23 protein-coding genes and 1 other RNA gene are annotated in these 26,396 nt (G+C 68.1%); 13 read left to right on the top strand and 11 right to left on the bottom strand.

From position 1 onward, the window contains the following. Positions 1-6 precede the first annotated feature (6 nt). The 3 genes from asnB to VF522_RS01110 are packed head-to-tail and all read left to right on the top strand — an operon-like array spanning position 7 to position 4,075. Positions 7-1,998 carry an asparagine synthase (glutamine-hydrolyzing) gene (gene asnB / locus VF522_RS01120; protein ID WP_330906360.1) on the top strand — a complete coding sequence of 664 codons (1,992 nt, stop codon included), beginning with the start codon at positions 7-9 and terminating at the stop codon, positions 1,996-1,998. Beyond that, entirely contained in the window at positions 1,995-3,167 is a 1,173-nt protein-coding gene (locus VF522_RS01115; protein ID WP_330906359.1) for a glycosyltransferase family 4 protein, read from the top strand. Before asnB ends, VF522_RS01115 begins: the two co-directional genes overlap by 4 nt. Then, positions 3,164-4,075, top strand: coding sequence for a class I SAM-dependent methyltransferase (locus VF522_RS01110; protein ID WP_330906358.1), 912 nt, complete (start codon positions 3,164-3,166; stop codon positions 4,073-4,075). Before VF522_RS01115 ends, VF522_RS01110 begins: the two co-directional genes overlap by 4 nt. On the opposite strand, the gene VF522_RS01105 is transcribed toward VF522_RS01110, so the two are convergent. Next, positions 4,072-5,298, bottom strand: coding sequence for a class I SAM-dependent methyltransferase (locus VF522_RS01105; protein ID WP_330906357.1), 1,227 nt, complete (start codon positions 5,296-5,298; stop codon positions 4,072-4,074). The genes VF522_RS01110 and VF522_RS01105 overlap by 4 nt on opposite strands. On the opposite strand from VF522_RS01105, the gene VF522_RS01100 reads away from it, so the two are divergent. Beyond that, on the top strand, positions 5,272-5,682 hold the full coding sequence (locus VF522_RS01100) for a hypothetical protein (protein ID WP_330906356.1): 411 nt from the start codon (positions 5,272-5,274) through the stop codon (positions 5,680-5,682). The two genes, VF522_RS01105 and VF522_RS01100, sit on opposite strands and share 27 nt — an antisense overlap. A 13-nt stretch (positions 5,683-5,695) precedes the next feature. Here VF522_RS01100 and VF522_RS01095 read toward each other — a convergent pair whose 3' ends face one another. The 7 genes from VF522_RS01095 to ssrA all read right to left on the bottom strand — a co-directional run bounded on the left by VF522_RS01095 (position 5,696) and on the right by ssrA (position 12,849). Further along, the gene (locus tag VF522_RS01095) at positions 5,696-6,856 is read right to left on the bottom strand and encodes a Gfo/Idh/MocA family oxidoreductase (protein WP_330906355.1); all 1,161 of its coding nucleotides are present in this window, start codon (positions 6,854-6,856) and stop codon (positions 5,696-5,698) included. A gap of 15 nt (positions 6,857-6,871) precedes the next feature. Continuing rightward, entirely contained in the window at positions 6,872-8,011 is a 1,140-nt protein-coding gene (gene rfbG / locus VF522_RS01090) for a CDP-glucose 4,6-dehydratase (protein WP_330906354.1), read from the bottom strand. Further along, a complete protein-coding gene (gene rfbF / locus VF522_RS01085) occupies positions 7,975-8,745 on the bottom strand; it encodes a glucose-1-phosphate cytidylyltransferase (RefSeq protein WP_330906353.1) in 771 nt (256 codons plus the stop codon). The genes rfbG and rfbF overlap by 37 nt, the downstream gene beginning before the upstream one ends. Positions 8,746-8,750: 5 nt before the next feature. Then, positions 8,751-9,434, bottom strand: coding sequence for a class I SAM-dependent methyltransferase (locus tag VF522_RS01080; RefSeq protein WP_330906352.1), 684 nt, complete (start codon positions 9,432-9,434; stop codon positions 8,751-8,753). Next, the gene (locus VF522_RS01075; protein ID WP_330906351.1) at positions 9,421-10,449 is read right to left on the bottom strand and encodes a glycosyltransferase family 2 protein; all 1,029 of its coding nucleotides are present in this window, start codon (positions 10,447-10,449) and stop codon (positions 9,421-9,423) included. The genes VF522_RS01080 and VF522_RS01075 overlap by 14 nt, the downstream gene beginning before the upstream one ends. A 46-nt stretch (positions 10,450-10,495) precedes the next feature. Then, on the bottom strand, positions 10,496-12,337 hold the full coding sequence (locus tag VF522_RS01070; protein ID WP_330906350.1) for a hypothetical protein: 1,842 nt from the start codon (positions 12,335-12,337) through the stop codon (positions 10,496-10,498). Between the two features lie 137 nt (positions 12,338-12,474). After that, positions 12,475-12,849, bottom strand: a transfer-messenger RNA (tmRNA) gene (gene ssrA, locus VF522_RS01065). Positions 12,850-12,937: 88 nt separating this feature from the next. Here ssrA and VF522_RS01060 point away from each other — a divergent pair. After that, positions 12,938-13,684: a hypothetical protein gene (locus VF522_RS01060; protein WP_330906349.1), complete on the top strand. Its 747-nt coding sequence runs from the start codon at positions 12,938-12,940 to the stop codon at positions 13,682-13,684. Between the two features lie 18 nt (positions 13,685-13,702). Here VF522_RS01060 and gph read toward each other — a convergent pair whose 3' ends face one another. The 3 genes from gph to ompA form a co-directional block, all read right to left on the bottom strand. Then, positions 13,703-14,380 (bottom strand): phosphoglycolate phosphatase, encoded by a 678-nt coding sequence (gene gph / locus VF522_RS01055; RefSeq protein ID WP_330906348.1) that lies wholly within the window; start codon positions 14,378-14,380, stop codon positions 13,703-13,705. Beyond that, positions 14,377-15,090 (bottom strand): bifunctional 2-polyprenyl-6-hydroxyphenol methylase/3-demethylubiquinol 3-O-methyltransferase UbiG, encoded by a 714-nt coding sequence (ubiG, locus tag VF522_RS01050; protein WP_330906347.1) that lies wholly within the window; start codon positions 15,088-15,090, stop codon positions 14,377-14,379. Before ubiG ends, gph begins: the two co-directional genes overlap by 4 nt. A gap of 97 nt (positions 15,091-15,187) precedes the next feature. Then, positions 15,188-15,901, bottom strand: a complete 714-nt coding sequence (gene ompA, locus VF522_RS01045) for an outer membrane protein OmpA (protein ID WP_330906346.1) — start codon at positions 15,899-15,901, stop codon at positions 15,188-15,190. Positions 15,902-16,130: 229 nt separating this feature from the next. Between ompA and gyrA the strand changes: the two genes are divergently transcribed. From gyrA to lapB, 8 genes are all read left to right on the top strand, one after another. Continuing rightward, positions 16,131-18,764, top strand: a complete 2,634-nt coding sequence (gene gyrA, locus VF522_RS01040; RefSeq protein WP_330906345.1) for a DNA gyrase subunit A — start codon at positions 16,131-16,133, stop codon at positions 18,762-18,764. Then, positions 18,764-19,846: a prephenate dehydratase gene (gene pheA, locus VF522_RS01035; protein WP_330906344.1), complete on the top strand. Its 1,083-nt coding sequence runs from the start codon at positions 18,764-18,766 to the stop codon at positions 19,844-19,846. The genes gyrA and pheA overlap by 1 nt, the downstream gene beginning before the upstream one ends. A 17-nt stretch (positions 19,847-19,863) precedes the next feature. Continuing rightward, positions 19,864-20,733 (top strand): prephenate dehydrogenase, encoded by an 870-nt coding sequence (locus VF522_RS01030; RefSeq protein ID WP_330906343.1) that lies wholly within the window; start codon positions 19,864-19,866, stop codon positions 20,731-20,733. 10 nt (positions 20,734-20,743) lie between these two features. Then, complete coding sequence (locus VF522_RS01025; RefSeq protein WP_330906342.1) at positions 20,744-22,735, top strand: bifunctional 3-phosphoshikimate 1-carboxyvinyltransferase/cytidylate kinase; 1,992 nt, start codon at positions 20,744-20,746, stop codon at positions 22,733-22,735. A gap of 80 nt (positions 22,736-22,815) precedes the next feature. After that, positions 22,816-24,504 carry a 30S ribosomal protein S1 gene (gene rpsA, locus VF522_RS01020; RefSeq protein WP_330906341.1) on the top strand — a complete coding sequence of 563 codons (1,689 nt, stop codon included), beginning with the start codon at positions 22,816-22,818 and terminating at the stop codon, positions 24,502-24,504. Positions 24,505-24,580: 76 nt separating this feature from the next. Further along, the gene (locus tag VF522_RS01015) at positions 24,581-24,883 is read left to right on the top strand and encodes an integration host factor subunit beta (RefSeq protein ID WP_330906340.1); all 303 of its coding nucleotides are present in this window, start codon (positions 24,581-24,583) and stop codon (positions 24,881-24,883) included. Between the two features lie 31 nt (positions 24,884-24,914). Further along, a complete protein-coding gene (locus VF522_RS01010) occupies positions 24,915-25,205 on the top strand; it encodes a LapA family protein (RefSeq protein WP_330906339.1) in 291 nt (96 codons plus the stop codon). Next, positions 25,195-26,331, top strand: coding sequence for a lipopolysaccharide assembly protein LapB (lapB, locus tag VF522_RS01005; protein WP_330906338.1), 1,137 nt, complete (start codon positions 25,195-25,197; stop codon positions 26,329-26,331). Before VF522_RS01010 ends, lapB begins: the two co-directional genes overlap by 11 nt. The last annotated feature ends 65 nt before the right edge of the window (positions 26,332-26,396 follow it).

Genomic DNA, 26,396 nt, shown 5'->3' with positions numbered 1-26,396 from the left:
ACGGCCATGTGCGGCATCACCGGCCTCTGGAGCACGCGCCACGACGGGGAGGCGGACCTGGCCGCGACCGTCGCCCGCATGACGTCGGCCCTGGACCATCGCGGCCCGGACGACCGCGGACACTGGACCGATGCCGACCGCGGCATCGCGCTGGGGCATACGCGCCTGTCGATCATCGATCTCTCCGCCGCGGGGCATCAACCGATGCACTCGGCGGGACAGCGATTCGTGCTGGTGTTCAACGGAGAGGTCTACAACCACGCCGAACTGCGCGCCGCGTTGGACAAGGAAGGCGGCGCGCCGTCCTGGCGCGGGCACTCGGACACGGAAACGCTGCTGGCGTGCATGGAACGCTGGGGCCTGGAAAAGACGCTGCAACGCAGCGTCGGGATGTTCGCACTGGCGGCGTGGGACCGGCGCGAACGGTGCCTGCACCTCGCGCGCGATCGCTTTGGGGAAAAGCCCCTGTACTACGGCTGGGCCGATGGCGCCTTCGTCTTCGGCTCCGAACTGAAGGCGCTGCGCCAGCACCATGGACTCGGCCGCAGGGTGAGCCTCGACGCTCTCGCGGACTACCTGCGCTTCATGTACGTGCCGGCGCCGCGCTCGATCTACGAAGGCGTGTACAAGCTGGAGCCGGGCTGCCTGCTCACGCTGCGCGGGCATCCGCCCGCGCAGCCGCCCGCCATGGCGCCGGCGGCACCGGCAACGCACGGATCGCTGTCCGTGTCGCGGTGGTGGTCGCTGGCCGACACGATCCAGCACGCCGATTCCCTCGCTCCGCTGGACGACGTCGCGGCCATCGACCTGCTGGAACGGCAGCTGTGCGAATCCGTGAAGATGCAATCGCTGGCGGACGTCCCGCTCGGGGCGTTCCTCAGCGGCGGCGTGGATTCGTCGGCGATCGTCGCGCTCATGCAGAAGCAGAGCAGCCGGCGCGTGCAGACCTTCACGGTGGGATTCGAGGAAGATGGCTACGACGAATCGCTGCACGCCCGTGCGGTCGCGAGCCACCTCGGCACCGACCACCACGAACTGCGGGTCACGTCGGCCGAGGCCCGCGGCGTCATACCGCACCTGCCGCGCATGTACGACGAGCCGTTCGCCGACTCGTCGCAGATCCCGACGCACCTCGTGTGCCGCGCCGCCCGTTCGCAGGTGACCGTGGCCCTCTCCGGAGACGCCGGCGACGAGCTGTTCGGCGGCTACAACCGCTACCTCTGGGCACCGCGCATCTGGTCCAAGGTCGGCCGCCTTCCGCATCCCGCGCGCCAGGTGCTCGCCACCTCGATGCGCCTGGCGGCCAGCCTCGGCGAGCATCCGATGGCGCGCTTCGCCACGCCGGCGCGCTCGCGGGAGAAGCTGCACAAGCTGGGCACGGCGATGCATGGCGTGCGCAGCGTCGATGGGCTCTACGACAACCTCGTGAGCTGCTGGCCGCAGCCCGGTGCCGTCCTGGCGCAGGTTCCGCCCGGACCGCCGCGCGCGACCGGGCCGATTCCACGCAACGTGGCTGGCGACGCCCGTGCACGGATGATGTACTGGGACACGATCGGCTACCTCCCCGACGACATCCTGTGCAAGGTCGACCGGGCCGCGATGGCGATCGGCCTGGAGACGCGCGTCCCCTTCCTCGACCACCGCGTGGCCGAACTCGCCTGGCGGCTTCCGCAGCACATGAAGATCCGTGGCGGCGAAACCAAGTGGGCCTTGCGCCAGGTGCTGTATCGCCACGTGCCGCGCGCGCTGATCGAGCGGCCCAAGAGCGGATTCGCGATCCCTCTCGCCGCCTGGCTGCGCGGGCCCCTGCGAAACTGGGCCGAAGACCTGCTGGACACGCAGTCCCTGCGCGCCGGCGGCTACTTTCAACCGCAGGGGGTGCGCTCCGCATGGCAGGAACACCTGAGCGGCAGCCGCGACTGGAGCCAACGCCTCTGGTGCATCCTGATGTTCCAGGCGTGGAGCGCGGCCGACGCCTCTCCTGGGGGAAGTGCTTGAACGTCCTGCTGTTCGCCAACACCGAGTGGTACCTGTACAACTTCCGGCGCTCGCTCGCGCAGGCGCTGCGGGACGCCGGTCACGAGGTGCTTCTGGTCTCGCCGCCCGGGCCCTACGGCGAAAAGTTGCGCGCCCTCGGCTTCCGCTGGGAAGCGGCGCCGATGGTGCGGCGCAGCCTCAATCCCTGGCGCGAGCTGGTGCTCGTCGACTGGCTGCGGCGGCTGTGCCGCAGCGAGCAGATCGACCTGGTGCACGGATTCACCATCAAATGCGCGGTCTATGGTTCCCTGGCCGCGCGGCTGGCGGGCGTGCCCGCGCGGGTCAACGCGGTGGCGGGCATGGGTTACGTGTTCACGAGCGGCGACCTGAAGGCGCGCATGCTGCGGCCGGTGGTGCGCGGCCTGATGCGGCTGGCCCTCGACGGCGAGGGCGCGCGGCTGATCCTGCAGAATCCGGACGACGTGGCGCTGTTCGAAAGCGCCGAACTGGTCCGGCCGCACAGGATCCGCCTGATCCCGGGATCGGGTGTCGATTGCCAGCGCTTCGCGCCGTCCACGCAGGAGCCACCGCCCGCGGCGCGGCCGGACAAGCTGCGGGTCGTCCTGCCCGCGCGGCTGCTGTGGGACAAGGGCATCGCGGAATACGTGGAAGCGTCACGGCAGTTGCGTTCGCAGGGCCGCGCGATCGAGTTCCTGCTGGCCGGCACGCCGGACGCCGGCAATCCCGCGGCGGTGCCCGAAGAAACCATCCGCGGCTGGATCGACGAAGGCGCGATCCGGTGGCTGGGTCAGGTGGACGATATGCCCGCCTTGTTCCGCTCGGTGGACGTGGTGGTCCTTCCCAGCTACCGCGAAGGGCTGCCCAAGGGATTGATCGAAGCGGGCGCCTGCGGCGTGCCGCTGGTCACGACCGACGTGCCCGGTTGCCGCGAGGTGGTCCGCCACGGCGTCGACGGACTGCTGGTGCGCGCCCGGGACGCCGAAGCGCTCGCGCGTGCGATCGCCACCCTGCACGACGACACCAACCTGCGCCGCCGCCTCGCGGCCGCCGCGCGCCAGCGTGCGACGTCGGACTTCGACGAGCGCAAGATCATCGCCGCCACCCTGTCGGTCTATCGCGAGCTGACGGCCGCGCCCCTCGATCTCGTCACCAGCCAGAAGCAACCTTGAGCTACGAATTCATCCCCGTCGGCGAATGCGAGATGTGCGGCTCGCGGCACCACAAGGTCCTGGGACTGCGGATGAACCGCAGCCAGGGACGGCACCCGCGGCGCGTCTCCGGCGTCGGCGTCACGCTGAAGAAGTGCCTCCAGTGCGAGCTGATCTTCGCCGACCCGCGGCCGAAACCCACGGAGATCTCCGAGCACTACGGCGTGCCGCCCGAGAGCTACTGGACCCGCCCGGGCCACTGGGACACGCCGCCGGAGTATTTCGCGCGCGAGATCGCCGAAGCCAAGCGGCTGCTGCGCTTCACGCCCGGGATGACGGCACTCGACATCGGCGCGGGCCTGGGCAAGGCCATGGTGGCCATGCAGCGCGCCGGCTTCGACGTGCACGGCATCGAACCTTCCGAGCCGTTCCGCCGGCACACCATCGCGAACGCGGGGATCGCTCCGGAGCGGCTGCAACTCGCCGGCATCGAGGACGCGCAGTACGCGCCGGCGAGCTTCGACTTCATCACCTTCGGCGCGGTGCTCGAGCATCTGCAGGAGCCGGGCCGCGCGATCGAAAAGGTGATGCACTGGCTGAAACCCGGCGGAGTGGTCCAGGCCGAAGTGCCTTCGTCGCGGCACCTGGTCGCCAAGCTGATCAACGCCTTCTATGCGCTCAACGGCCTGAACTACGTCACCAACCTCAGTCCGATGCACTCGCCGTATCACCTCTACGAGTTCAGCATCGAGTCGTTCCGGCAGCATGCGCGGCGCTTCGACTACGAGGTGGTCGAACACCGGCACGAAGTCTGTTCGATCTACAACGTGCCGCGCGTCCTGCACCCGCTGCTGCGAAGCTACATGGCGCGCACGGGCACCGGCATGCAGCTCACGGTGTGGCTGCAGCGCCGGCGCGACAAGACCTAGCGGAAGTCTTCTTCCGCGATGATGTCGATGATCCCGCCCTGATACCCGCGCGTGCGCATGTAGGTCCCGATTTCCGCGGCGATGTGCCAGGCCATGTTCAGCAGGACCGGCGTGTCGGACGGCACGAAGTCGTCATCGGACAGGATCGGGATGCGCGTGCCGGGGACGTAGTGGCCCACCTTGATCGAAGCGGGCTTCTCGTAGACCGCCGCGACGTCCCTCTCCGTCAGGCCCAGCATCTTGATCGGGATGGCCGACCGGCCGGGAAACGCCTTGCCCTTGAGCGGGCCGTTGCGGCGCACGGCCTCCTGGATCCGCGCGCCCTTGTTCGCCTTCCACCGGTCGATCCCCTGCGCCAGCGCCACGAGCCCTTCCCCGTAGCCGCCCTCCCGCGCGCGCAGTTCTTCCGCGGCGTCCGCTTCCGTTCCCAGGTCGGCCGCGGTCATGAACACCCGGATGTTGCCGCCGTACCGATGCGGGAACTCCGCCTTCGCCACCCGCATGCCGAGCGAGGCCGCGATGAACTCGAACGACCGGAAACTGTAGGTCCGGGGGTGCTCGTGATAGAAGGTGTCGAACTGGTTGCGCGCCACGATGGCGCCCAGATAGTGGTTCTCGACCACGATCAGGGTGCCCGGTGCCGAAAGGATCTTGAGGGAACGGATGACCGCTTCGAGGTCCTCGATGTGCGCGAAGACGTTCGTGAAAGTGATCACGTCGGGTTGACCGTGCCTTTCCACGAAGGCGCGTGCCACGTCCTCGGTCAGGAAATCGTTCACCACGTCGTGGCCGCCGGCGACCGCGTCCGCGGCCGCGCCCGTGGGCTCGACGCCGAACGAGCGAGCCCCGCGCTGCGCGAAGAAGCCCAGCAGGCTGCCGTCGTTGCAGCCCACGTCCAGCACCTTCCGGCCCTGGAGCGATCCTGCCAGGCGCTCGGTGGCCTCCACGAGCTGGCGCATGCCATTGAGCACGTCCGCCGTATGCCGTGAGCGATAATGGTAGGTGGAGGGGAACAGTTCGGTCTTGGGGATCTGGTAGTGCTGGTGCGCGGTGCAGCAGCGCTCGCAGAAAAGGATCTCGATCGGATACTCCCTGCATACCCGCGGGTCTCCGATCGCAACGAGGTCGTCGCAAAGCGGATGCCGTCCCAGGTCAAGCACCTTGGAAAGCTGCTTACTTCCGCACACTTCGCAGTGGTGGATCTCGATCAGGTTGTCGTTCATCTGCTGCAATCTTCCCTGTTCACAATCATGGGTGCCTATTTCTACGTGTTCCTGACCATCGGCCTGACCGTGTACGGCCAGATGGCGATCAAGGCACGGGCGTTGGAGTTGTCGCGCGCCGCTCAGGGCAAGGAATTCCTCTACGCCATGTTCCTCGATCCGTGGGTGCTGAGCGGCCTCGCGGCGGCGCTGGCGGCCAGCGCGACATGGATGCTGGCGGTGCGCACCGCGAATCTTTCGGCCATCTACCCGGTCATGGCGCTGACCTTCGTGATCATACCGGTCCTCGCCGTCGTGACTTTCGGCGAACGGCTGGCGCCGGTGCAGATGCTCGGCATTGCACTGATCGTGGTCGGCGTCGCCCTGGCTGCGGGCCGCGCCTAGCGGCCGGTCCTCCTCAAACGCCCTCCGCCGAGAGGACGCGCAGCCAGTCCCCATCCGGCTCCGCGGCGGCCCGGGCCCGCAGGGCCTGCACCTGGGCCTCGAGCCCGGCACGGTCTCCAGCCTGCAGGCGGCCGGTCCGCACGCGCGCGTCGGCGAGCAACTCCTGCACGGCACAGGCGGTGTCCGCATCGAAGACGCTCGCCGGGGTGGCCGCAAGCATCGTGCGTTGCCGGGCCTTCACCAGACCGTCGCACTCCCCGGCCAGCCGCGCCGTCTCCAGGAGATCCGACAGCGACTCCTGGGTCGCACGCACAGCCATCGCAGCGACGAAGGCGTCGAGTTGCCGGCGCACGGGACGGTCCGTGCGGATGTTCCAATCCGCGTCTCCTGAAACCTGCGAATCGCCAACACGGATCGTCCCCGGCTCGGTGCTGAAATCGATCGCGAGCCTGCCGCCGACCGTGATCAGCCGCTGGCGCGCGCCCGTCTGCCGCCCAATCAGCACCTCGCAGAGGGTGGCGCCAGCTCGCAGGCGCAGCTCCACCCCGCGGCCACCGCGTTCCACGACGCAGCGCTCCACCGAGACCGGTTGCCTTCCCAGCACGGCCACGAGGATGCCCCACACGTGCGGCACGACGTCCATGGCGATGCCGATCCCCCGGTCGTGGTCTTTCTGCTCCCCGTAGCGCACCTCGCCGGCCGGGTCGGTCCAGACGAGGCGAAGCGTGGCAGGCCGCGGGGCGCCGGCCCGCACGAGCCGTGCAAAGTGGTCCAGGTAGGAGCAATGCAGGTAAGTCAGCGCCGGCATCAGCGCAACACCGGCATGTTCGGCCGCGGCCAGCAGCGATCGCGCCGCTGCCGCATCCGTCGCGGCGGGTTTCTCCACCAGCACCGGCACCCCGGCGGAGAGCAGCGTCCGGGCCGTGTCCACGTGGCTCATGGCGGCATTCACGACGACGGCCCCCGCCGGCTTGCCGGCGGCCAGCAGCGCGTCCAGGTCCGGAAGCACCGTGACGGATCGTCCGCAGGCATCCGTCATCGCGGCCACGCGCTCCCCGCCATGCCGCGAAACCACCGCAAGCCGGCACGACAGGGGCATCCGTGCCAGCACCGAGAGGTACACGCGGGCCCAGCGGCCACCGCCGACGACTGCCAGGACCGGGGTTTCCCGCATCGCGCGCCGACCGTGCTAGCGGTGCGGACGGAGCAGCGCCGGGTCCTGCGCGCGCTGCGCGTAGGCATCGATCTGCTGCTGGCTGAAGGCTTCCATGTCGCCATGGTCCTGGAACGCCCGGTACCACTCGCCCGTCCAGCCGACGGCTTCGTCCACGGCCAGGCTCGTGCGCCAGCCCAGCGCCTGCGCGGCGAGGCGGCTGTCGATGGAAAGGAAGCGGCTCTCGTGCATCTGGCGGGCGCCCTCCTCCACCGTCCAGAGCCGGTCCGCGCCGAGGGAGGCGGCGAACGTCTGGGCCACTTCGAGCACGGTCCGTACCGGCTCGCGCGGCGGAGCGAAGTTCATGGACGGGATCGTTGCCCCGCCGGCGACGGTGTGCTGCAGGTACAGCAGGTAGCCATACAGAGGATCGAGCACGTGCTGCCACGGGCGCACGGCGCCCGGACTGCGCATGACCACCGGCTGGCCGGACTCGTAGGCCCGCCAGAGGTCGGGGAGGAGGCGATTGGCGGCCCAGTCGCCCCCGCCGATCACATTGCCGGCGCGGGCGGTCACCACGGGCACGCCGAGCCGGTCGAAGAAGCTGCGCCGGTACGCCGAGGCGAGGATCTCGGTGGCCGCCTTGGAGGCGGAATACGGGTCGTAGCCGCCCAGCGCCGCATCCTCCGCGAAGTCCACGCCCGCCTCGCGGTTCTCGTACACCTTGTCGCTGGTCACGACGAGCACTCCGCGCAGGCCCTGGATCCCCCGCAGCGCCTCCAGCAAGTGAACCGTGCCCATCACGTTGGAGCCGATCGTTCCGACGGGGTCGGCATACCCCTCGCTCACCAGCGCCTGGGCGGCCATGTGGATCACGAGCTCCGGGCGGCTCTCGTCGACGACGCGCCGGAGCTGGTCCGCATCGCGGATGTCGCAGAGCTGCGAGTGGACGGGGTTGGCGTTGCCCAGCAGGTTGAAGAGGCCAGGACCGGGCTGCGACGCAAGGGACACGCCGGTGACGTGCGCGCCGAGCCGGGCGAGCAGCAGCCCCATCCATGCGCCCTTGAACCCGGTGTGTCCCGTCAGGAGGACACGCCTGCCGCGCCAGGCCTTCGCGTCCAGCCGGACCTGCGGCGCGCTCACCATCGCTTCCAGGGCGCGCGGCCGGATTCCCAAAGCTGTTCCAGCTGCCTGCGATCGCGCAGCGTGTCCATGGGCTGCCAGAAACCGTCGTGGATGAAGGCACCGAGCTTGCCGTTGGCGGCCAGCGTTTCCAGCGGCTCCTGTTCCCAGACCGTCTGGTCTCCGGTGATGAGGTCCAGCACCGGCGGGTTCAGGACGAAGAATCCGCCGTTGATGTGGCCGTCGCCGCCGACCGGCTTCTCGCTGAATTTCGTGACGCGACCGTCCTCGATGATCGTGGCGCCGAATCGCGCCGGGGGCCGCACCGCCGTGAGCGTTGCCTCGCAGCGCTTTTCGCGGTGGTAGGCGACCAGCCGGCCGATGTCCACGTCGGCCAGGCCGTCGCCATAGGTCATGCAGAACGGCTGGTCGGGCTTGAGGTATTCCCGGACCCGCTTCAGGCGCCCGCCCGTCATGGTCGTGTCGCCCGTATCGATGATGGTGACCTTCCAGTCCTCCGACGATTCGTTGAGATACCGCACCTCGTTGCGCGCGATGTCGATGCACAGGTTGCTGGTGTGCTGCCGGTAGTTGACGAAGTACTCGATGATGGAGCTGACCTTGTAGCCGCCGCAGATCACGAAGTCCTTGAAGCCGAAGCTCGCATAGAGCTTCATGATGTGCCACAGGATCGGCTGGGACCCGATCGTCACCATCGGCTTGGGAATGCGGTCCGTTTCCTCGGCCAGCCGCGTCCCCAGTCCTCCAGCCAGAAGAACCACCTGCATCGAATTCATAGTGCGCGTCCCATTGCGTAGTACTGTGCCCCCAGCGGCAGCCGTCCCAGGGCCTTGTCGAGCGTCCGGAAGAAACCGCTTGCGAAGGGCGTGAAGAGAATGTTCCTGGAAGTCACCTGCGACATGCCGGCTTCCTGAAGCAGCCTGCGCAGCTTCGGGGCGGGCAGCAGCACCGCGTCGGCATCGATCTCGCTGCGGGCCACCACGTAGCGCGTCGCCGGATTCCAGGGGTTGTGCTCGAACACCACGGCGATGCCGCCGGGCCGCAGGATCCGGCGCATCTCGCGCGCGAACGCCGGCCACTGCGGCGGTGGAACGTGGTGCATCACGCAGATCGCGGTGGCGACGTCGAAACTCGCATCGTCGAAGGGCAGGCGATGGCCATCGTACGCGCGGTACTCGACCTCCGGGTTCGCCTGGCGCGCCAGCGGCAACACCTCGTCGGCGACCTCGACGCCGACGACCTCGAAGCCGGCCTGGCGCAAGTCCGGATGGATGTAGCCATGCCCGCAGCCGATATCGAGCAGCCGCGGCGACGGCAGCTGCGGCAGGGCGGCCCCGACGATGTCCCGCAGGTAGCCTGCCTTCACCCTGGTGTAGAAGTCCAGCCCCTGTCCCGCGAACGCGATCGTCTGCTCGATCTGCCCGCGATAGGTTTCCCTGGTCTCATTGAAATCCACGCGGCGCCTCCTCCCGATACTGGCCACCCGAAACATCCAGGTTCACCGCCCTTTCGACGATCACCGTCGGGCGCGTGCGAACCTGGTCGTAGATGCGTGCGATGTACTCGCCGATGACGCCGAGGAACAAGCCGTTGAGGCTGATGCCGAACAGGATCAGGATGGTGGTGGTGGCGTAGCCCACGGGCCATCTCTCCGGATGCAGCAGCCGCCCGACCAGGAACACCGCGGAGAGCGTCGCGGTCAGCAGCGCCACGGCCAGGCCGATGTAGGTCGCGAGCTTCAGCGGCAGCGTGGAGTGGGCGAAGACGCCCTGCAGCGCGAGCTTCAGCAACTGGCGGGCGGGGAACTTGCTCTCGCCGAACTCGCGCCGCGCGGTGCGCTCGTACGGCACCGCGCCCTGGTTGCGCGCGAGTTCGGAGATCAGGCCCCGCATGTAAGGCTGCGCATCGTCCACGAGCGCGAGCTGGTTCAGGACGCTGCGGTCCACCAGCCGGAAATCCCCCGCGTTCATCTGGTGCGGGGTCTCCGAGATGCTGTCGAGGAACCTGTAATAGGCGTTGCGTGCCCGCGCCCGCAGCGGGCTTTCCTGGCGTCGCGCGCGCACCCCGACCACGACGTCGTGCCCCTCGCGCCAGAGACGGATGAAATCGTGGAAGAGCTGCGGCGGATCCTCCAGGTCGCAGTCGATCTGGATGGCCGCGTCTCCGCGGGCGAAGCGGTAGCCGGCCATGATGGACCGGTTGAAACCGAAGTTGCGCGCGAAGCGGATGACCTTCACCCGCGGATCGGCCTGGGCGATTTCCCGCAGCAGGTCGAAGGTGCGGTCTGTGCTGTGGTTGTCGGTGAAGACGATCTCGAAGGACAGGTCGTCCCTGGGCTCGAGTTCCGCGCGGATGGCTTCGTAGGCGCGGCGGACGTTGGCCTCCTCGTTGTAGACCGGCACCACGATGGAGATGAGCGTCCCGCCCTCTCCGGCGCCGCCGTCGCCCATCACCGGAAATTGCCTGTCCATCCCGGAAGTCCCGCTGTGCAGCCTCTGTTCATCCTCGCGCGATGGATTATTGCGGGGCATGTGCCAGCCCCCCTGCCGTGGCCCGCGCGCAACCTGCGATGTCGTCAGGCCGCAGCGGCTTCATCAACACCTGCAAGCGCGGCTGCGCATAACCGCCGGCGCCCGGCGCAGTCTCCCACGAGCCGACCACCTGGTAATCACGCCCGACGTCCAGTCCGAAGGGAGCCAGCACCTCGCCGGTCACGCTGCGCGGGCCCCGGGGCTCCGTCAGCAGCCAGGCCCGCGCGAGGTCCTTGCAAGGCACGTGCCGCAAGTGGGCTTGCGTGAAGGGCGCACTGCCCGGCCAGCCGCCGACGATCCACGGGTGCCCGACGTTCATGGCGCGCAGTGCGTAGAGCAGACCGGGGGATTGCCCGGTCAGGTCGATGACCGGCGTTCCTGGCGTGAATCCGGCCTGCCTGGCCCCGGAAAGCGCGCGTTCGACATACCGGGCATTGTCTTGCGACAACACCAAACGGGATCCGGGTGCGCCGAACTCCACCGGCGTGCGGTTCGTCCACAGCGGCTCGGGTTGGCGATAGGGCGCCAACAGCGCCGAATAGATCACCAGCGCCACGATCGCCTGGGTCCCCAGGGCCAGCGGCACGAGGGTCGCCCAGCGGTCCCCGGCCAGCGTGGGGACGAGCAGCACCACACCCGCCATCGCCCAGAAGAGGCCGGCAGCGCCGGCCGCCTGCCAGTAGTTGCCATTGGTACCGAACGCGTACACGTGCGGCAGCACCAGGAACAGGATCGCGAGGGCCCAGTCGCCGCGACGGAGCGTGCCCAGCAAGTTGCCGGGCGCCACCACGGCCAGGCCGATCGCGGCGAAGGCGACGGCCGCGATCAGCAGGTCCTTGTAGACGCCCAGCCGCGGATCGGGAAGCCGCACGCCAGACACCAGCAGCAGCACCGCGGCCAGCAGCATCGCGCACGCAACCAGCCCGAAGGGCCGGGCCGGCCGCCACCGCTGCAGGCACAAGCCGGCGACGCACAGGGCGGGGGCCGCGACGGCGAGAAGTGCCTTTTCGCGTGCATTCAGCTGGAAGCGGTCCAGGCGCAGGATGTTCTGCACGGTGTGGCCGCCTTGCAGGTGCGCAAGATATTCCATGCCCACCCCCAGGCGCCGCGCGAACGCACCGAGCGAACCGTCGATGGCCAGGGCACTCAGCACCACCAGGGCGGCCGCCACGATTCCGGTCACGATCAGCATGCGCCAATTCATCTTGCCGGCGGCGAACAGGTACACGGGAGCGCACACGGCCAGTGCCGCTGCCGTGCTGGGCTTGCCCATGAAGGTCAGCCAACCGCCGATGGCCACCAGCAGCCAGCCCGCGACGCTGGTCCGGTGCAGTTCGCGATCCGCCAGCAGCAAGCCCGAGACCGTGAGCAGCAAGGCCTGCTGCGCGAGGCTGTTGTAGCTCGGACTGGGCAGCCAGTTGTCGACCAGCAGCAGCGCGCCGCTGGCGAAGCCGAACGACAACGCCACCCGCAGCCGCGAGTCGATGGCACCGCGGGCGGATCTGCCCAGCGTCAGCGCCACCACCAGCCAGGCCAGCGCGAAGGTGACGAGGATGTTGGCCTGCCGCAGTGCGGCGATGTCGCCCTGAAGCAGCCGGTAGATGGGGTGGTAGACGAATCCGAACAGGTGGACGGAGACGTCGTAGAGGAATGGATTGGCGATCCAGACGAGGTAGTACGCCTCGTCCGTCAGGTCCACGCCGTAGTGGCTGTACTTCAGCAGCCAGGCGAGGAGCGCGATGGATCCCGCCGCGCACGACACGGGGAACAGCAGGCGACTCGTCGACGTGGATGCGGGGACACCCCGGGTCGGATCTACTTGCTGCACGCCACTTGCCTCTTAGCCAATCAGCGCCGGATTGTACTGGAGCAACTCGGCAATGGACAGTGAGCGCCCGCACGGCGCGCCGGCGGCGCACGATGAAAAAGGCCGCCGGCTCTTCGAGCGGGCGGCCTTGAGGAAGATGGTGGAGCTGGCGGGAATTGAACCCGCGTCCGCAAGCCTTCTCCGAGCAGTTCTACATGTTTAGCGGTCTGATTTGGTTCTCGCCGCCCCGATCGCGCAGTCGCACGCTACCGGGTCAGCCAGTGCCCTTGGATCTCGCTCCTGCCCAAGGCACCCGGACAGAAGCCAGCCAATGTAATTACCCTTGCAGCTAGGACCTTGCGACCCTAACCCAGCCCATCGGCCAACTGTTGCAAGGCTCACCGGCAATTAAGCGGCGAGGGCGAAACGTTCGTCGTTCGCAGTTAGTTTGTTTCAGCTGGATTTACGAGGTACTCTGACCCTCGACATGCCCTGCTGCGTGTCCGAACCCACGTCGAAACCAGTGCAGCCCCAGGAAGACGTATCTTAAGCCACGCGGTCGGACTTCAAGGGCTTCCGTCCAGCAACCTGCACCGTCGGGCGGGATATATAGTGGCCGGCATGGCTGTGCTTCCGACCGACGAAGTCCTCGATGAGCCCAGCTCATGCATGCCACACACCCGATCGTTGACGCTGGCCGTCGTTTGCGCCGTGCTTTTGTCCGCCGCGTTCTCGGCGCACGGCCAAGGCGAGGCGGACGGGACGCGCATGTCCGCCCCCAAGCCCGGGGCGGCGTCGCTCGACCCCATGGATCCGGACAACTGGGAAATCGGCCCGATCATGAATGGGCAGATGCGCTCGTGGAACATGCCGCTGCATCCGTCGCGGCATCCGGAGGGATGGGCGATCGAATTTCCCTATCCCAGCCAGAACATCGGCTCCGTCCACTACGTGACGATGCCCACTGGCTCGCTGTCGGGCAAATCGCGCATCGTCATGGAGTACCGCGTCGAGACACAAGACGCCCGGCTGGTGCCCCGGTGGTTTCCCGACAAGCGTGGGACCATGACGCTGTATTTTCAGCGCGCTGGAGATGACTGGAGCAGGGATTTCGAGGCGTATCGGTGGTACGCGGCGGCGATGACGCACGAGCCCCAGCCTGGCGCCGCAGCCATCGAAGCGCGGCTGGACCGAGGATGGATCTCGATGACGGGCATCGCTTGCGAACGCAACCGCACGGGTTTCGACGCGGCCCTGGCCGAAGCCTGGCGCGTGGGCTTCGTGCTGGGAGGTGGGGACGGTCTCGGACACGGCGCTTACGCCACCGGTCCGTTCCGCCTCATCGTGACGTCTTTCCGGATCGAGTGAACGGCACGGGGCCAGGACCTAAGCCGCCTGCCGCACCCGCTCCAGCAACTTCAGCAACGCCAGCGGCGTATCGATCTGCACATCCGCCCCCCACTCCTTCACGTCCGTGCTGCCGAGGTAGCCGTACGTCGCTGCCACCGTGCCCATCCCCGCCGCCTTCCCGGCCTGCATGTCCCGCAGGTCATCGCCGACGTAGAGGCATTCGATCGGCTGCACGCCCACCTGCCGCGCCGCCTCCAGCAGCGGCTCCGGGTGCGGCTTGGCATGCGGGGTGGAATCGCCGCCCACCACGGCCCTGGCCGTCGCGAACAGCGGCATCGCCTTCGTCAGCGGCGCCGTGAAGCGCATCGACTTGTTCGTCACCACGCCCCAGGCGACGCCGCGCTCTTCCAGCAGGGCGATCAGCTGCGCCACCCCTTCGAACACGTAGGTGCGCTGCGTCATGCAGCTCTCGTAGTTGCGGAAGAACTCCTCGCGCATCGCCGGGAAGTCCGGGTGTTCGGGCGTGATGCCGAAGGCGATGCCCAGCATTCCGCGCGCGCCCGCGCCGGCCATGGGCCGGTAATTTTCCAGCGGCAGCGAAGGCATGCCGCGGTCGGTGCGCATCTTGTCGGCCGCGGCGCCGAGGTCCGGCGCGCTGTCGATGAGGGTGCCGTCCAGGTCGAACAGCACGGCCTTGATGTCGTGGGCGATCATCCGATCCTGCGGGCCGCAGCCAGGTAGTTGACGCTCGTGTTGCCCGAGAGCCAGTAGCGCTTCGTGAGCGGGTTGTATTCCATCCCCTCGGTCTTCAGCAGGTCCAGCCGCGTCATGCGGCACCAGGATGCGAGCTCGCTGGGCTTGATGAACTTCAGGTATTCGTGCGTGCCGCGCGGCAGCATGTTCAGCACGTACTCCGCGCCGACGATGGCGAAGAGGAAGGACTTCGGGTTGCGGTTGATGGTGGAGAAGAACACCCAGCCGCCCGGCTTGACCAGCGTGGCGCAGGCCTCCACCACCGATTCCGGCCGGGGCACGTGTTCGAGCATCTCCATGCAGGTCACGACGTCGAAGCCCTGCGGCTCTTCGGCCGCCAGCGCCTCGGCGCTGCTCTCGCGGTATTCGACGTCGGGCGTGCCGGCCTCCAGCGCATGCAGCTGCGCGACGCGCAGCGCCTTCTTCGCCAGGTCGATGCCGAGGACCTTCGCGCCCTTGCGCGCCATCGAGTCGGCCAGGATGCCGCCGCCGCAGCCGATGTCCACCACGCGCTTGCCGGCCAGCCCGCCGGCGAGGTTGTCGATCCAGGCGAGCCGCAGCGGGTTGATCTGGTGCAGCGGCCCGAACTCGCTGTCCGGGTCCCACCAGCGGTGGGCCTGCTCCGAGAACTTCGCGAGTTCCGCGGGATCGGCGTTCAGGGTTTCGTTCATGGCTGGGGCAGATTGTGGACGCAGCTCAGCGTGACGGAATGAAAAAAGGCCCCGCCAGGCGGGGCCTTTCGTGCACGATTTCTCGTGTCCGTATCGATCAGCGGTTGGCGCGCGTGCCGACCACTTCGATTTCCACGCGGCGGTTCTTCGCGCGGCCTTCGGCGGTCTTGTTGTCGGCCACGGGCTGCTTCTCGCCCTTGCCTTCGGTGTACACGCGGTTCTTCTCGATGCCCTTGGAGACCAGGTAGGCCTTCACGGCTTCGGCGCGCTTGACCGACAGCTTCTGGTTGTAGCCGTCGTTGCCGACGGAGTCGGTGTGGCCGACGGCGATGATCACTTCGAGGTTGATGCCCTGGATCTTGGAGACCAGGTCATCCAGCTTCGCGCGGCCTTCGGGCTTCAGGATGGCCTTGTCGAAGTCGAAGAAGGCGTCGGCGGCGTAGGTCACCTTGGTGGCGGCGGGCGGCTGGGGCGCGGCGGGAGCCGGGGCCGGAGCCGGGGCCGGACGCACGGCGGGCGCCGGAGCGACGATCACCGGGGCCGCAACGGCAGCAGCGCGGACCAGGGCGCCATCACAGCCGACGGCGGCCGTGGCGGGGGTCCAGTTGGCATCGCGCCAGCACAGTTCGTTGGTGCCGTTGCGCCAGACGTATTGGCCGGTGCCGTTCTGCCAGTTGTCGACCTGCGTACCGCCATTGGCGGCAATCACGCGGCCACCCGCGGGCGCGGCGGTGGTCACACCCATGCTTCCGCAGCCGGCCAGCAGCGCAGTCGAGGCAAACATCAGCGCCACTTTGTTCAGTTTCTTCATGGTTCTCCTCTTGGGGAAAAGTTTCGCAGCTGCGCTGCGCCAAAACTACGTCCTTAGTGACCAATTCACCAGTTACGTCCGGGGCATTGTGCCATAGCGAGTTACACAATCAACGGCTCTGCCAGCGGGGGTTCGTAGGACGAAACCGCAAAGCCACCTTCCGTTGCCCTGACGCGACATGACGGCAAAACCTTAAAATCTCGGGTTTCGTGCCGCCCCGCCGTATCCAATGACCTCCTTCGCCAAAGAAACCCTGCCTGTCAGCCTCGAGGAGGAGATGCGGCGCAGCTACCTCGATTACGCGATGAGCGTGATCGTCGGGCGCGCGCTGCCGGACGCGAGGGACGGCCTGAAGCCCGTCCACCGCCGCGTGCTGTTCGCGATGCACGAGCTGAACAACGACTGGAACCGGCCGTACAAGAAGTCGGCGCGTATCGTCGGCGACGTCATCGGCAAGTACCACCCGCACGGCGACCAGTCGGTCTACGACACGATCGTCCGCCTGGCGCAGGACTTCTCGATGCGCCACATGCTGGTGGACGGCCAGGGCAACTTCGGCTCGGTCGACGGCGACAACGCCGCCGCCATGCGGTACACGGAAATCCGCCTGGCCAAGATCGCGCACGAGATGCTGGCCGACATCGACAAGGAAACGGTCGATTTCGGGCCCAATTACGACGGTTCGGAGAAGGAACCGCTGGTCCTGCCGTCCAAGCTGCCCAACCTGCTGGTCAACGGCTCGGGCGGCATCGCGGTGGGCATGGCCACCAACATCCCGCCGCACAACCTCAACGAGATCGTCGACGCCTGCCTGCACCTGCTGCGCAACCCCGAGGCGAGCATCGACGAGCTGATGGAGATCGTGCCGGCCCCCGACTTCCCCACGGGCGGCATCATCTACGGCATCTCCGGCGTCAAGGAGGGCTACCGCACCGGCCGCGGCCGCGTCGTGATGCGCGCCAAGTGCCACTTCGAGGAGATCGACCGCGGCCAGCGCACCGCGATCATCGTCGACGAGATCCCCTACCAGGTCAACAAGAAGACGCTGCAGGAACGGATGGCCGAACTGGTGCACGAGAAGAAGCTCGAGGGCATCAGCCACATCCAGGACGAGAGCGACAAGTCCGGCATGCGGCTCGTGATCGAGCTCAAGCGCGGCGAGGTGCCGGAAGTCGTCCTGAACAACCTGTACAAGCAGACCCAGCTGCAGGACACCTTCGGCATGAACATGGTGGCGCTGATCGACGGCCAGCCCCGCCTGTGCAACCTGAAGGACCTGGTGGAGGTCTTCCTGCAGCACCGCCGCGAGGTGGTCACGCGCAGGACGGTGTTCAACCTGCGCAAGGCCCGCGAGCGCGGCCACGTGCTGGAAGGCCTGGCCGTCGCCCTGGCCAACATCGACGAGTTCATCCGCATCATCCGCGAGTCGCCCACCCCGCCGGTGGCGAAGTCCGAGCTGATGGCGCGCGCCTGGGATTCCTCGATGGTGCGCGAAATGCTCACGCGCGCCCGTTCCGACGGCAGCGTGGTCAACGCCGACGACTACCGGCCCGAAGGGCTGGAGAAGCACTACGGCCTGGGCGGCGACGGCCTGTACCACCTCTCCGATACGCAGGCTTCCGAGATCCTGCAGATGCGCCTGCAGCGCCTTACCGGCCTGGAGCAGGACAAGATCGTCTCCGAGTACCGCGAGGTGATGTCGGAGATCGAGGACCTGCTGGACATCCTGGCCCGGCCGGAGCGCGTCTCCACGATCATCACGGAAGAACTCACCGCGGTGAAGCTGGAGTTCGCCACGACCAAGCTGGGCGCGCGCCGCAGCACGATCGAGCACAACGCGCAGGACCTGGCGACCGAGGACCTGATCACGCCCACCGACATGGTGGTGACGCTCTCGCATTCCGGCTACATCAAGAGCCAGCCGCTGTCGGAATACCGCGCGCAGAAGCGCGGCGGCCGCGGCAAGCAGGCCACGCAGACGAAGGAAGACGACTGGATCGACCAGCTCTTCATCGCCAACACGCACGACTACCTGCTGGCCTTCTCCAACCGCGGCCGCCTGTACTGGCTCAAGGTCTGGGAAGTGCCGGCGGGCTCGCGCGGTTCGCGTGGCCGGCCCATCGTCAACATGTTCCCGCTGCAGGAAGGCGAGAAGATCAACGTGGTGCTGCCGCTCACCGGCGAGTTCCGCAGCTTCCCCGCGGACCACTACGTCTTCATGGCGACGTCGATGGGCACCGTCAAGAAGACGGCCCTCGACGAGTTCAACAACCCGCGCAAGGGCGGCATCATCGCCGCCAACCTGGACGACAACGATTTCCTGATCGGCGCGGCGCTCACCGACGGCAAGCACGACGTCATGCTGTTCTCCGACGGCGGCAAGGCCGTGCGCTTCCACGAGGAAGACGTGCGTCCGCTGGGCCGCGTCTCGCGCGGCGTGCGCGGGATGTCGCTGGAAGCCGGCCAGAGCGTGATCGCCATGCTGGTGGCCGAGGACGAGACGCAGAGCGTGCTCACCGCCACCGAGAACGGCTACGGCAAGCGCACGCCCATCGGCGAGTACACCCGCCACGGCCGCGGCACCAAGGGCATGATCGCCATCCAGCAGAGCGAGCGCAACGGCAAGGTCGTGGCCGCCACGCTGGTGCACGCCGACGACGAGATCATGCTGATCACCGACCGCGGCGTGCTGGTGCGCACGCGCGTCTCGGAGATCCGCGAGCTCGGGCGCGCCACCCAGGGCGTGACCCTGATCGCGCTGGACGACGGGTCCAAGTTGAGCGGATTGCAGCGCATCGTGGAGAATGACGCCGGCGCTGGCGAGGGTGAGGACACCAACGGCAGCGAGACTCCCGCCTCCTGATGCCCAAGACCCTTTCCGAACTCCGCACCGGGATCGACCAGGTCGATCGCGAACTGCTGGCGCTGCTGAACCGGCGCGCCGCGCTGGCCAACGAGGTCGGCGAACTCAAGCGCGCCGAAGGCTCGCCCGTATTCCGCCCGGAACGCGAGGCGCAGGTCATCAACGGCCTGCAGGCCGCCAACCCCGGGCCGCTCAAGGCCGACAGCATCGCCAACATCTGGCGCGAGGTGATGTCCGCCTGCCGCGCCCTGGAGGCGCCGCAGCGCGTGGCCTACCTCGGCCCGGCCGGCACCTTCAGCGAGCAGGCCGCCGTGCAGTTCTTCGGCAGCAGCATCGAACGCGTGCCCTGCGGCAGCATCGACGAGGTCTTTCGCGCTACCGCCGCCGGCACCGCGGAATACGGCGTCGTTCCCGTCGAGAATTCGACGGAAGGCGTCGTCGCGCGATCGCTCGACCTGTTCCTCGGCTCGCCGCTGCACATCGTCGGCGAAACCAGCCTGCTGGTGCGCCACAACCTGCTGCGCCAGTCGAACTCGCTGCAAGGCATCGAAGTCGTGCTGGCCCACCCGCAGGCCCTGGCGCAGTGCCAGGGCTGGCTCAACAACTACCTGCCCGACGCCGAGCGCCGCGCGGTGTCCAGCAACGCGGAAGGCGCGCGGCTCGCCACCACCAATCCGGCCTGGGCCGGCATCGCGAGCGACCGCGCCGCCACCGAGTTCGGCCTGCACATCGCCGCGCACGCGATCCAGGACGACGCCTTCAACCGCACCCGCTTCGCGGTGGTGTGCCTGCCCCAGACCCTGGCCGCGCCCGAAGCCTCGGGCAAGGACTGCGTCAGCCTGATCGTCTCCGTGCCGAACCGCCCCGGCGCGGTGCACGACATCCTCGTGCCGCTGAAGCAGCACGGCGTCTCGATGACGCGCTTCGAGTCGCGCCCCGCGCGCTCGGGCCAGTGGGAATACTATTTCTACATCGACCTGCAGGGCCATCCCTCGCAGCCGCACGTCGCGGCGGCGCTGAAGGACCTGCAGTCCCTCTGTGCCTTCTACAAGGTATTGGGCACCTATCCGTTGGGCGAATAAAGAAGAAGATGGCGGCGATGTTTGAGCAACTGGGATTGATCGGGTGCGGCCTGATGGGCGGCTCGTTCGCCCTCGCCATGAAGCGCGCCGGCCTCGTGAAGCGGGTGGTGGGCTACAGCAAGTCGCCCTCCACCACCGAGCGCGCGCGCCAGATGGGCATCATCGACGTCGAGGCGCCTTCGGCGCTGCTGGCCGTGTCCGGCGCCGACCTCGTGCTGCTCGCCGTGCCGGTGTCGGCCACCGAAGCCACCTTCAAGGCGATCCGCCACCTGATCACCAACAACATGCTGATCATGGACGTCGGCTCCACCAAGCGCGACGTCGTCGACGCCGCCCGCAAGGTGCTGCGCGACCACATCGGCTCCTTCGTACCGGCGCACCCGATCACCGGCAAGGAAGTGTCGGGCGTGGAGCATACCGACCCCGAGCTGTACCGCGGCAAGCAGGTCGTCCTCACGCCGATCGACAAGACGCAGCCCGGCCACCTGAAGCGCGCGCAGGAACTGTGGGAGGGCCTCGGCTGCCACGTGCAGCAGATGGCCCCGGAGGCGCACGACGCCGCCTTCGCCGCCGTCAGCCACCTGCCGCACCTGCTCGCCTTCGCGCTGGTGCATGCGATCAGCTCGCAGCCGCAAGGCAAGGACTTCCTGTCGCTGGCGGGGCCGGGCTTCCGCGATTTCACGCGCATCGCCGCGAGCGACCCCAAGATGTGGCGCGACGTGATGCTGGCCAACCGCCTCGAACTGGTGGAACAGGCCAAGATGTTCCAGCGCAGCCTGCTCAACATGCTGCAGGAGGCGGAACAGGGCAACGGCGAGAAGCTCGAGGAGATGATCGCCCAGGCCAGCCTGGTCCGCACCCACTGGCGCATGGGCCAGAAGAAGTAGCGGGTCCCGCGTGTTCACCACCGCCTTCCTGGACCTCGCCCCGCTCGAGGAAGCTGGGGGCACCGTCGTGCTGCCCGGTTCCAAGAGCATCTCGAACCGCGTCCTGCTGCTGGCCGCGCTGTCGGCCGGCACGACCGTCGTCCACGACCTCCTCGATTCCGACGACACGCGGGTGATGCTCGATGCCTTGCGGGCGCTGGGTTGCTCCGTCGTCCACCAGGGTTCCGCGCTCGAGATCACCGGCATCGGCGGCAAGCAGGCCGCTGGTCATGCGCGGCTTTTCCTCGGCAACGCCGGCACCGCCATGCGCCCCCTCACCGCGGCCCTGGCGCTGATCGGCGGCGAGTTCGAGCTCTCCGGCGTCGCCCGCATGCACGAGCGGCCGATCGGCGACCTGGTCGACGCCCTGCGCCAGCTCGGCGCCCGCATCGACTACCTCGGCACCGAAGGCTATCCGCCGCTGAAGATCCATCCCGCGCCGGCGCTGACGCTGGACGCGCCGATCCCGGTGCGCGGCGACGTCTCCAGCCAGTTCCTCACGGCCCTCCTGATGGCCCTGCCGCTGGTGGCCACGCGCGACATCGTGATCGAAGTGGTCGGCGATCTGATCTCCAAGCCCTACATCGACATCACGCTCAACATGCTGCAGCGCTTCGGCATCGCCGTGAAGCGCGAAGGCTGGCAGCGGTTCACCATCCCGGCCGGCAGCCGGTACCGCTCGCCGGGCGAGATCCACGTCGAGGCCGATGCGTCCTCGGCCAGCTACTTCGTCGCGCTCGGCGCGATCGCCGGCGTCGACGGCCCGGTGCGCATCGAAGGCGTCGGCGCCAGCTCCATCCAGGGCGACATCCGCTTCGTCGACGCCGCCCGGCTCATGGGCGCCGACGTCACCAGCGGCCCCAACTGGCTGGAAGTCAGGCGCGGCGCCTGGCCGCTGAACGCGATCGACCTGGACTGCAACCACATCCCGGACGCGGCGATGACGCTCGCCGTGATGGCGCTGTTCGCGCGCGGCCAGTCCACGCTCCGCAACATCGCCAGCTGGCGCGTCAAGGAAACGGACCGCCTGGCCGCCATGGCCATCGAGCTGCGCAAGCTCGGCGCCGAGGTGGAGGAAGGCGCGGACTTCCTGCGCGTGAGCGCCCCCACGACCTGGCGCGCCGCGACGATCCACACCTACGACGACCACCGGATGGCGATGTGCTTCGCGCTCGCCGCCTTCAATCCGGCCGGCGTGCGGGTGCGCATCGAGGACCCCAAGTGCGTGGGCAAGACCTTCCCGGACTTCTTCGAGGCGTTGTTCTCCGCGTCGCACACCGCGCTGCCGCACGTGCCGGTGATCGCCGTCGACGGCCCCACCGCCTCCGGCAAGGGCACGCTGGCGTCGGAAGTGGCCCGCCGCCTGGGCTACCACTACCTGGATTCCGGTGCCCTGTACCGCATCGCCGGCCTGGCTGCCACCCGCGCCGGGCTGGCGCTGGACACCGCGCACGAACACACGATCGCGAAGATGGCCGAGACCCTGCCCATCGTGTTCACCGACGGCCGCGTCCTGCTGGACGGCCAGGACGTCACCGATGCGATCCGCACCGAGGAAGCCGGCATGAACGCCTCCAGGGTGTCCGCCCTGCCCGCGGTGCGCACGGCCCTGGTGGCCCTGCAGCAGGGTTTCCGCAAGCTGCCGGGGCTGGTCGCCGACGGCCGCGACATGGGCACGGTGATCTTCCCCGACGCGCCGCTGAAGGTCTACCTCACGGCCAGCGCCGCCCAGAGGGCGGACCGCCGCCATAAGCAATTGATTTCAAAAGGCATTTCGGCTAAACTCGCCGATCTTCGCGCGGACCTCGAGGCCCGCGATGCCCGCGACTCCGGTCGCGCCGTCGCGCCGCTCAAGCCCGCCGAAGATGCCCTGCTGCTGGATAACTCGGGCCAGACCGTCGAAGAGTCGGTCGCCCAGGTGCTCCGGTGGTGGGAGGAGAAGCAATCCTTCTCCGCCGACTGAAGGCCCCCGACACTCCCTCCGCGCAGCAGCGCACCGGTGGCGGGGTTCATCAACTCAACCCGCGGTTATCCGCAAACTCAATGTCTGAATCTTTTGCCGCCCTGTTCGAGGAATCGCTGCAACGCGCCGAAATGCGCGCCGGCGAGGTCATCACCGCCGAAGTCGTCCGCGTGGAGCACAGCCACGTCGTGGTCAACGCCGGCCTGAAGTCGGAAGCCTACATTCCGATCGGCGAATTCAAGAACGACCAGGGCGAACTCGAGGTGCAAGCGGGCGACTTCGTGTCCGTTGCCATCGACGCCATCGAAAACGGCTACGGCGACACCATCCTGTCGCGCGACAAGGCCAAGCGCCTCGCCTCCTGGATGTCCCTGGAGAAGGCGCTCGAGTCCGGCGAATTCGTCACCGGCACGACGACCGGCAAGGTCAAGGGCGGCCTGACCGTCCTGGTCAACGGCATCCGCGCCTTCCTGCCCGGCTCGCTGATCGACACCCGTCCCATCAAGGACCTGTCGCCCTACGAGAACAAGACCCTGGAATTCAAGGTCATCAAGCTGGACCGCAAGCGCAACAACGTGGTGCTGAGCCGCCGCGCCGTCGTCGAAGCCTCGATGGGCGAAGAGCGCGCCAAGCTGATGGAAACCCTGAAGGAAGGCTCCATCGTCCGCGGCGTGGTCAAGAACATCACCGAGTACGGTGCGTTCGTGGACCTCGGCGGCATCGACGGCCTGCTGCACATCACCGACATGGCCTGGCGCCGTGTCCGCCACCCGAGTGAAGTGGTCACCGCTGGCCAGGAAATCACCGCCAAGATCCTCAAGTTCGACACCGAGAAGAACCGCGTGTCCCTGGGCCTGAAGCAGATGGGCGACGATCCGTGGCTGGGCGTGTCCCGCCGCTACCCGCCGACCACCCGCATGTTCGGCAAGGTCACGAACATCGCCGACTACGGCGCGTTCGTCGAGCTCGAGCCCGGCATCGAAGGCCTGGTGCACGTCTCCGAAATGGACTGGACCAACAAGAACGTGGCCCCGTCCAAGGTCGTGTCCCTGGGCGACGAAGTCGAAGTCATGGTCCTCGAGATCGACGAGGACAAGCGCCGCATCAGCCTGGGCATGAAGCAGTGCAAGGCCAACCCCTGGCAGGAATTCGCGCAGAACACCAAGCGCGGCGACCGCGTCAAGGGCCCGATCAAGTCGATCACCGACTTCGGCGTGTTCGTGGGCCTGGCTGCCGGGATCGACGGCCTGGTGCACCTGTCCGACCTGTCCTGGAACGAAACCGGCGAGCAGGCCGTCCGCAACTACAAGAAGGGCCAGGAAGTCGACGCGATCGTGCTGGGCGTGGACGTCGACCGCGAGCGCATCTCCCTGGGCATCAAGCAGCTCGATGGCGACCCGTTCGCCACCTTCACCTCGGTGCACGACAAGGGCTCCTCGGTGACCGGCAAGGTCAAGACCGTCGACCCGAAGGGCGCCGAGATCGACCTGGGCAACGACATCATCGGCTACCTGCGTGCCTCCGAGATCAGCCGCGACCGCGTGGAAGACGCGCGCAACGTGCTGAAGGAAGGCGACGAAGTGACGGCCGTGGTCGTGAACGTCGACCGCAAGACCCGCAACATCCAGCTGTCCATCAAGCAGAAGGACATGATCGACGAGCAGGGCGCGATGGCCCAGCTGTCGCAGCAGTCCTCCCGCGAGCAGGCCGGTACCACCAGCCTGGGCGCGCTGCTGCGTGCGAAGCTGGACAACCAGGACAAGCAGTAAGTCGTTGAGCGTCGGGCGTTGGGTGTTGGGCGTGGAATTCCTCGCTGAACGCTGAACGCTCGACGCCGAACCCAACATGACCCGATCGGATCTCGTCGAAGAACTGGCTGCCCGCTTCAGCCAGCTCACCCACCGCGACGCGGAGTACGCCGTCAAGACCATCCTGGACGCGATGGGCGACGCCCTCGTGCGGGGGCACCGCATCGAGATCCGGGGCTTCGGCAGCTTCTCGATCAACCGGCGCCCGCCCCGCATGGGCCGCAATCCCCGTTCGGGCGAGAGCGTGCACATCCCGGAAAAGCGGGTTCCCCACTTCAAGCCGGGCAAGGCCCTGCGCGAGGCGGTGGACGAACGGACGGCGGAAATGGGGAACACCTGATACGTACAATTCCTCGCGACCGAGGAGCCCGATGAAATATCTTGCATGGCTGCTCAAGGCAGCCATTTTTTTTACCCTGTTCGCCTTCGCGCTGAACAACCAGCAGGACGCCACCGTGCACTTCTTCTTCGGCACGCGGTGGACGGCGCCGCTGGTGCTGGTGGTGCTGGCCGCGTTCGCGGCCGGCCTCGTCGCCGGCGCGCTGGGCATGGTGCCGCGCTGGTGGAAGCACCGCAAGGCGGCGCGCCCGGTTCCCGGCGCCGACGCCGAAGCGCACAGCACCCTCATCGGACAGGGCACGCCCCCCACGCATGGACTTTGACCTCACCTGGCTGCTCTGGGGCCTGCCGATCGCCTTCGCCCTGGGCTGGTTCGCCTCGCGGCTCGACCTGCGGCAGCTGCGCATCGAGAACCGCCTCGCGCCGAAGGCCTACTTCCGCGGCCTCAACTTCCTGCTGAACGAACAGCAGGACCAGGCGATCGACGCCTTCATCGAGGCCGTCCAGAACGACCCCGACACCTCCGAGCTGCACTTCGCGCTCGGCAACCTGTTCCGCCGCCGCGGCGAATACGAGCGCGCCGTGCGGGTGCACGAACACCTGATCTCCCGCGCCGACCTCTCCCGCGCCGACCGGCACCGCGCCCAGCATGCGCTGGCGCTCGACTTCCTGAAGGCCGGCCTGCTCGATCGCGCCGAGGAGGCGCTGCGCAAGCTCGAAGGCACCGCCTACGAAGAGCAGGCGCTGCTGGCCCTGCTCGCGATCTACGAACGCTCGCGCGACTGGGCGCAGGCCTGCGAGATCGCCCGCAAGCTCGATGCCGGCGCAGCCGCCGGCCAGTTCGCCGTCCGCCAGGCGCACTATCTCTGCGAACAGGCCGCCAAGGCCGCGCCCGCCGAAGCCGAACAGCTGCTGGAACAAGCCATGAAGGTGGCGCCGCGTTCGCCGCGTCCCCGCATGGAGCTCGCCGGCCTGCGCCTGCGCGCCGGCGATGCGCGCGAGGCCTTCCGCCTGCTGATGGAGCTCGCCGCGTCGAACGGGACGAGCCTCGGCCTGCTCGCCAGGCCGCTGGCCGAAGCCGCCACGGCGGCTGGCCGGCAGGCCGAAGCCATGCAGCTGCTGCGCGGCGCCTACGACCAGGCGCCCTCGCTGGACCTGCTGGAAGCGATCACGGCGATGGAGACCGACCCGGAAGCGGCGCGCGGCTGGTACGTGCAGCACCTCCAGCGCGAGCCTTCGCTGGTCGCCGCCGCCCGGTGGATGGCCGGCGAGAAGCTGGAGCACGAGCAGTTCCATCCCGACGTGCAGCGTGCGCTCGACCATGCGGCCCGCCCGCTCACCCGCTACCGCCGCGCCGCCTGCGGCTTCGAATCCAAGCAGCATTTCTGGCAATGTCCCGGCTGCCAGGCCTGGGACAGCTACCCCGCCCGCCGGGTCGAGGAACTATGACCACCCCCGAAGCGGCCTACGGCCGCCTCCCCCTCGAGGGGGCGCCCCCAGCGGCCCGGCAAAGC

Source organism: Ramlibacter sp. (assembly GCF_036383835.1).
In the GTDB taxonomy this organism is placed as follows: domain Bacteria; phylum Pseudomonadota; class Gammaproteobacteria; order Burkholderiales; family Burkholderiaceae_C; genus Ramlibacter.
This window is presented reverse-complemented; position numbering and strand designations above follow the sequence as displayed.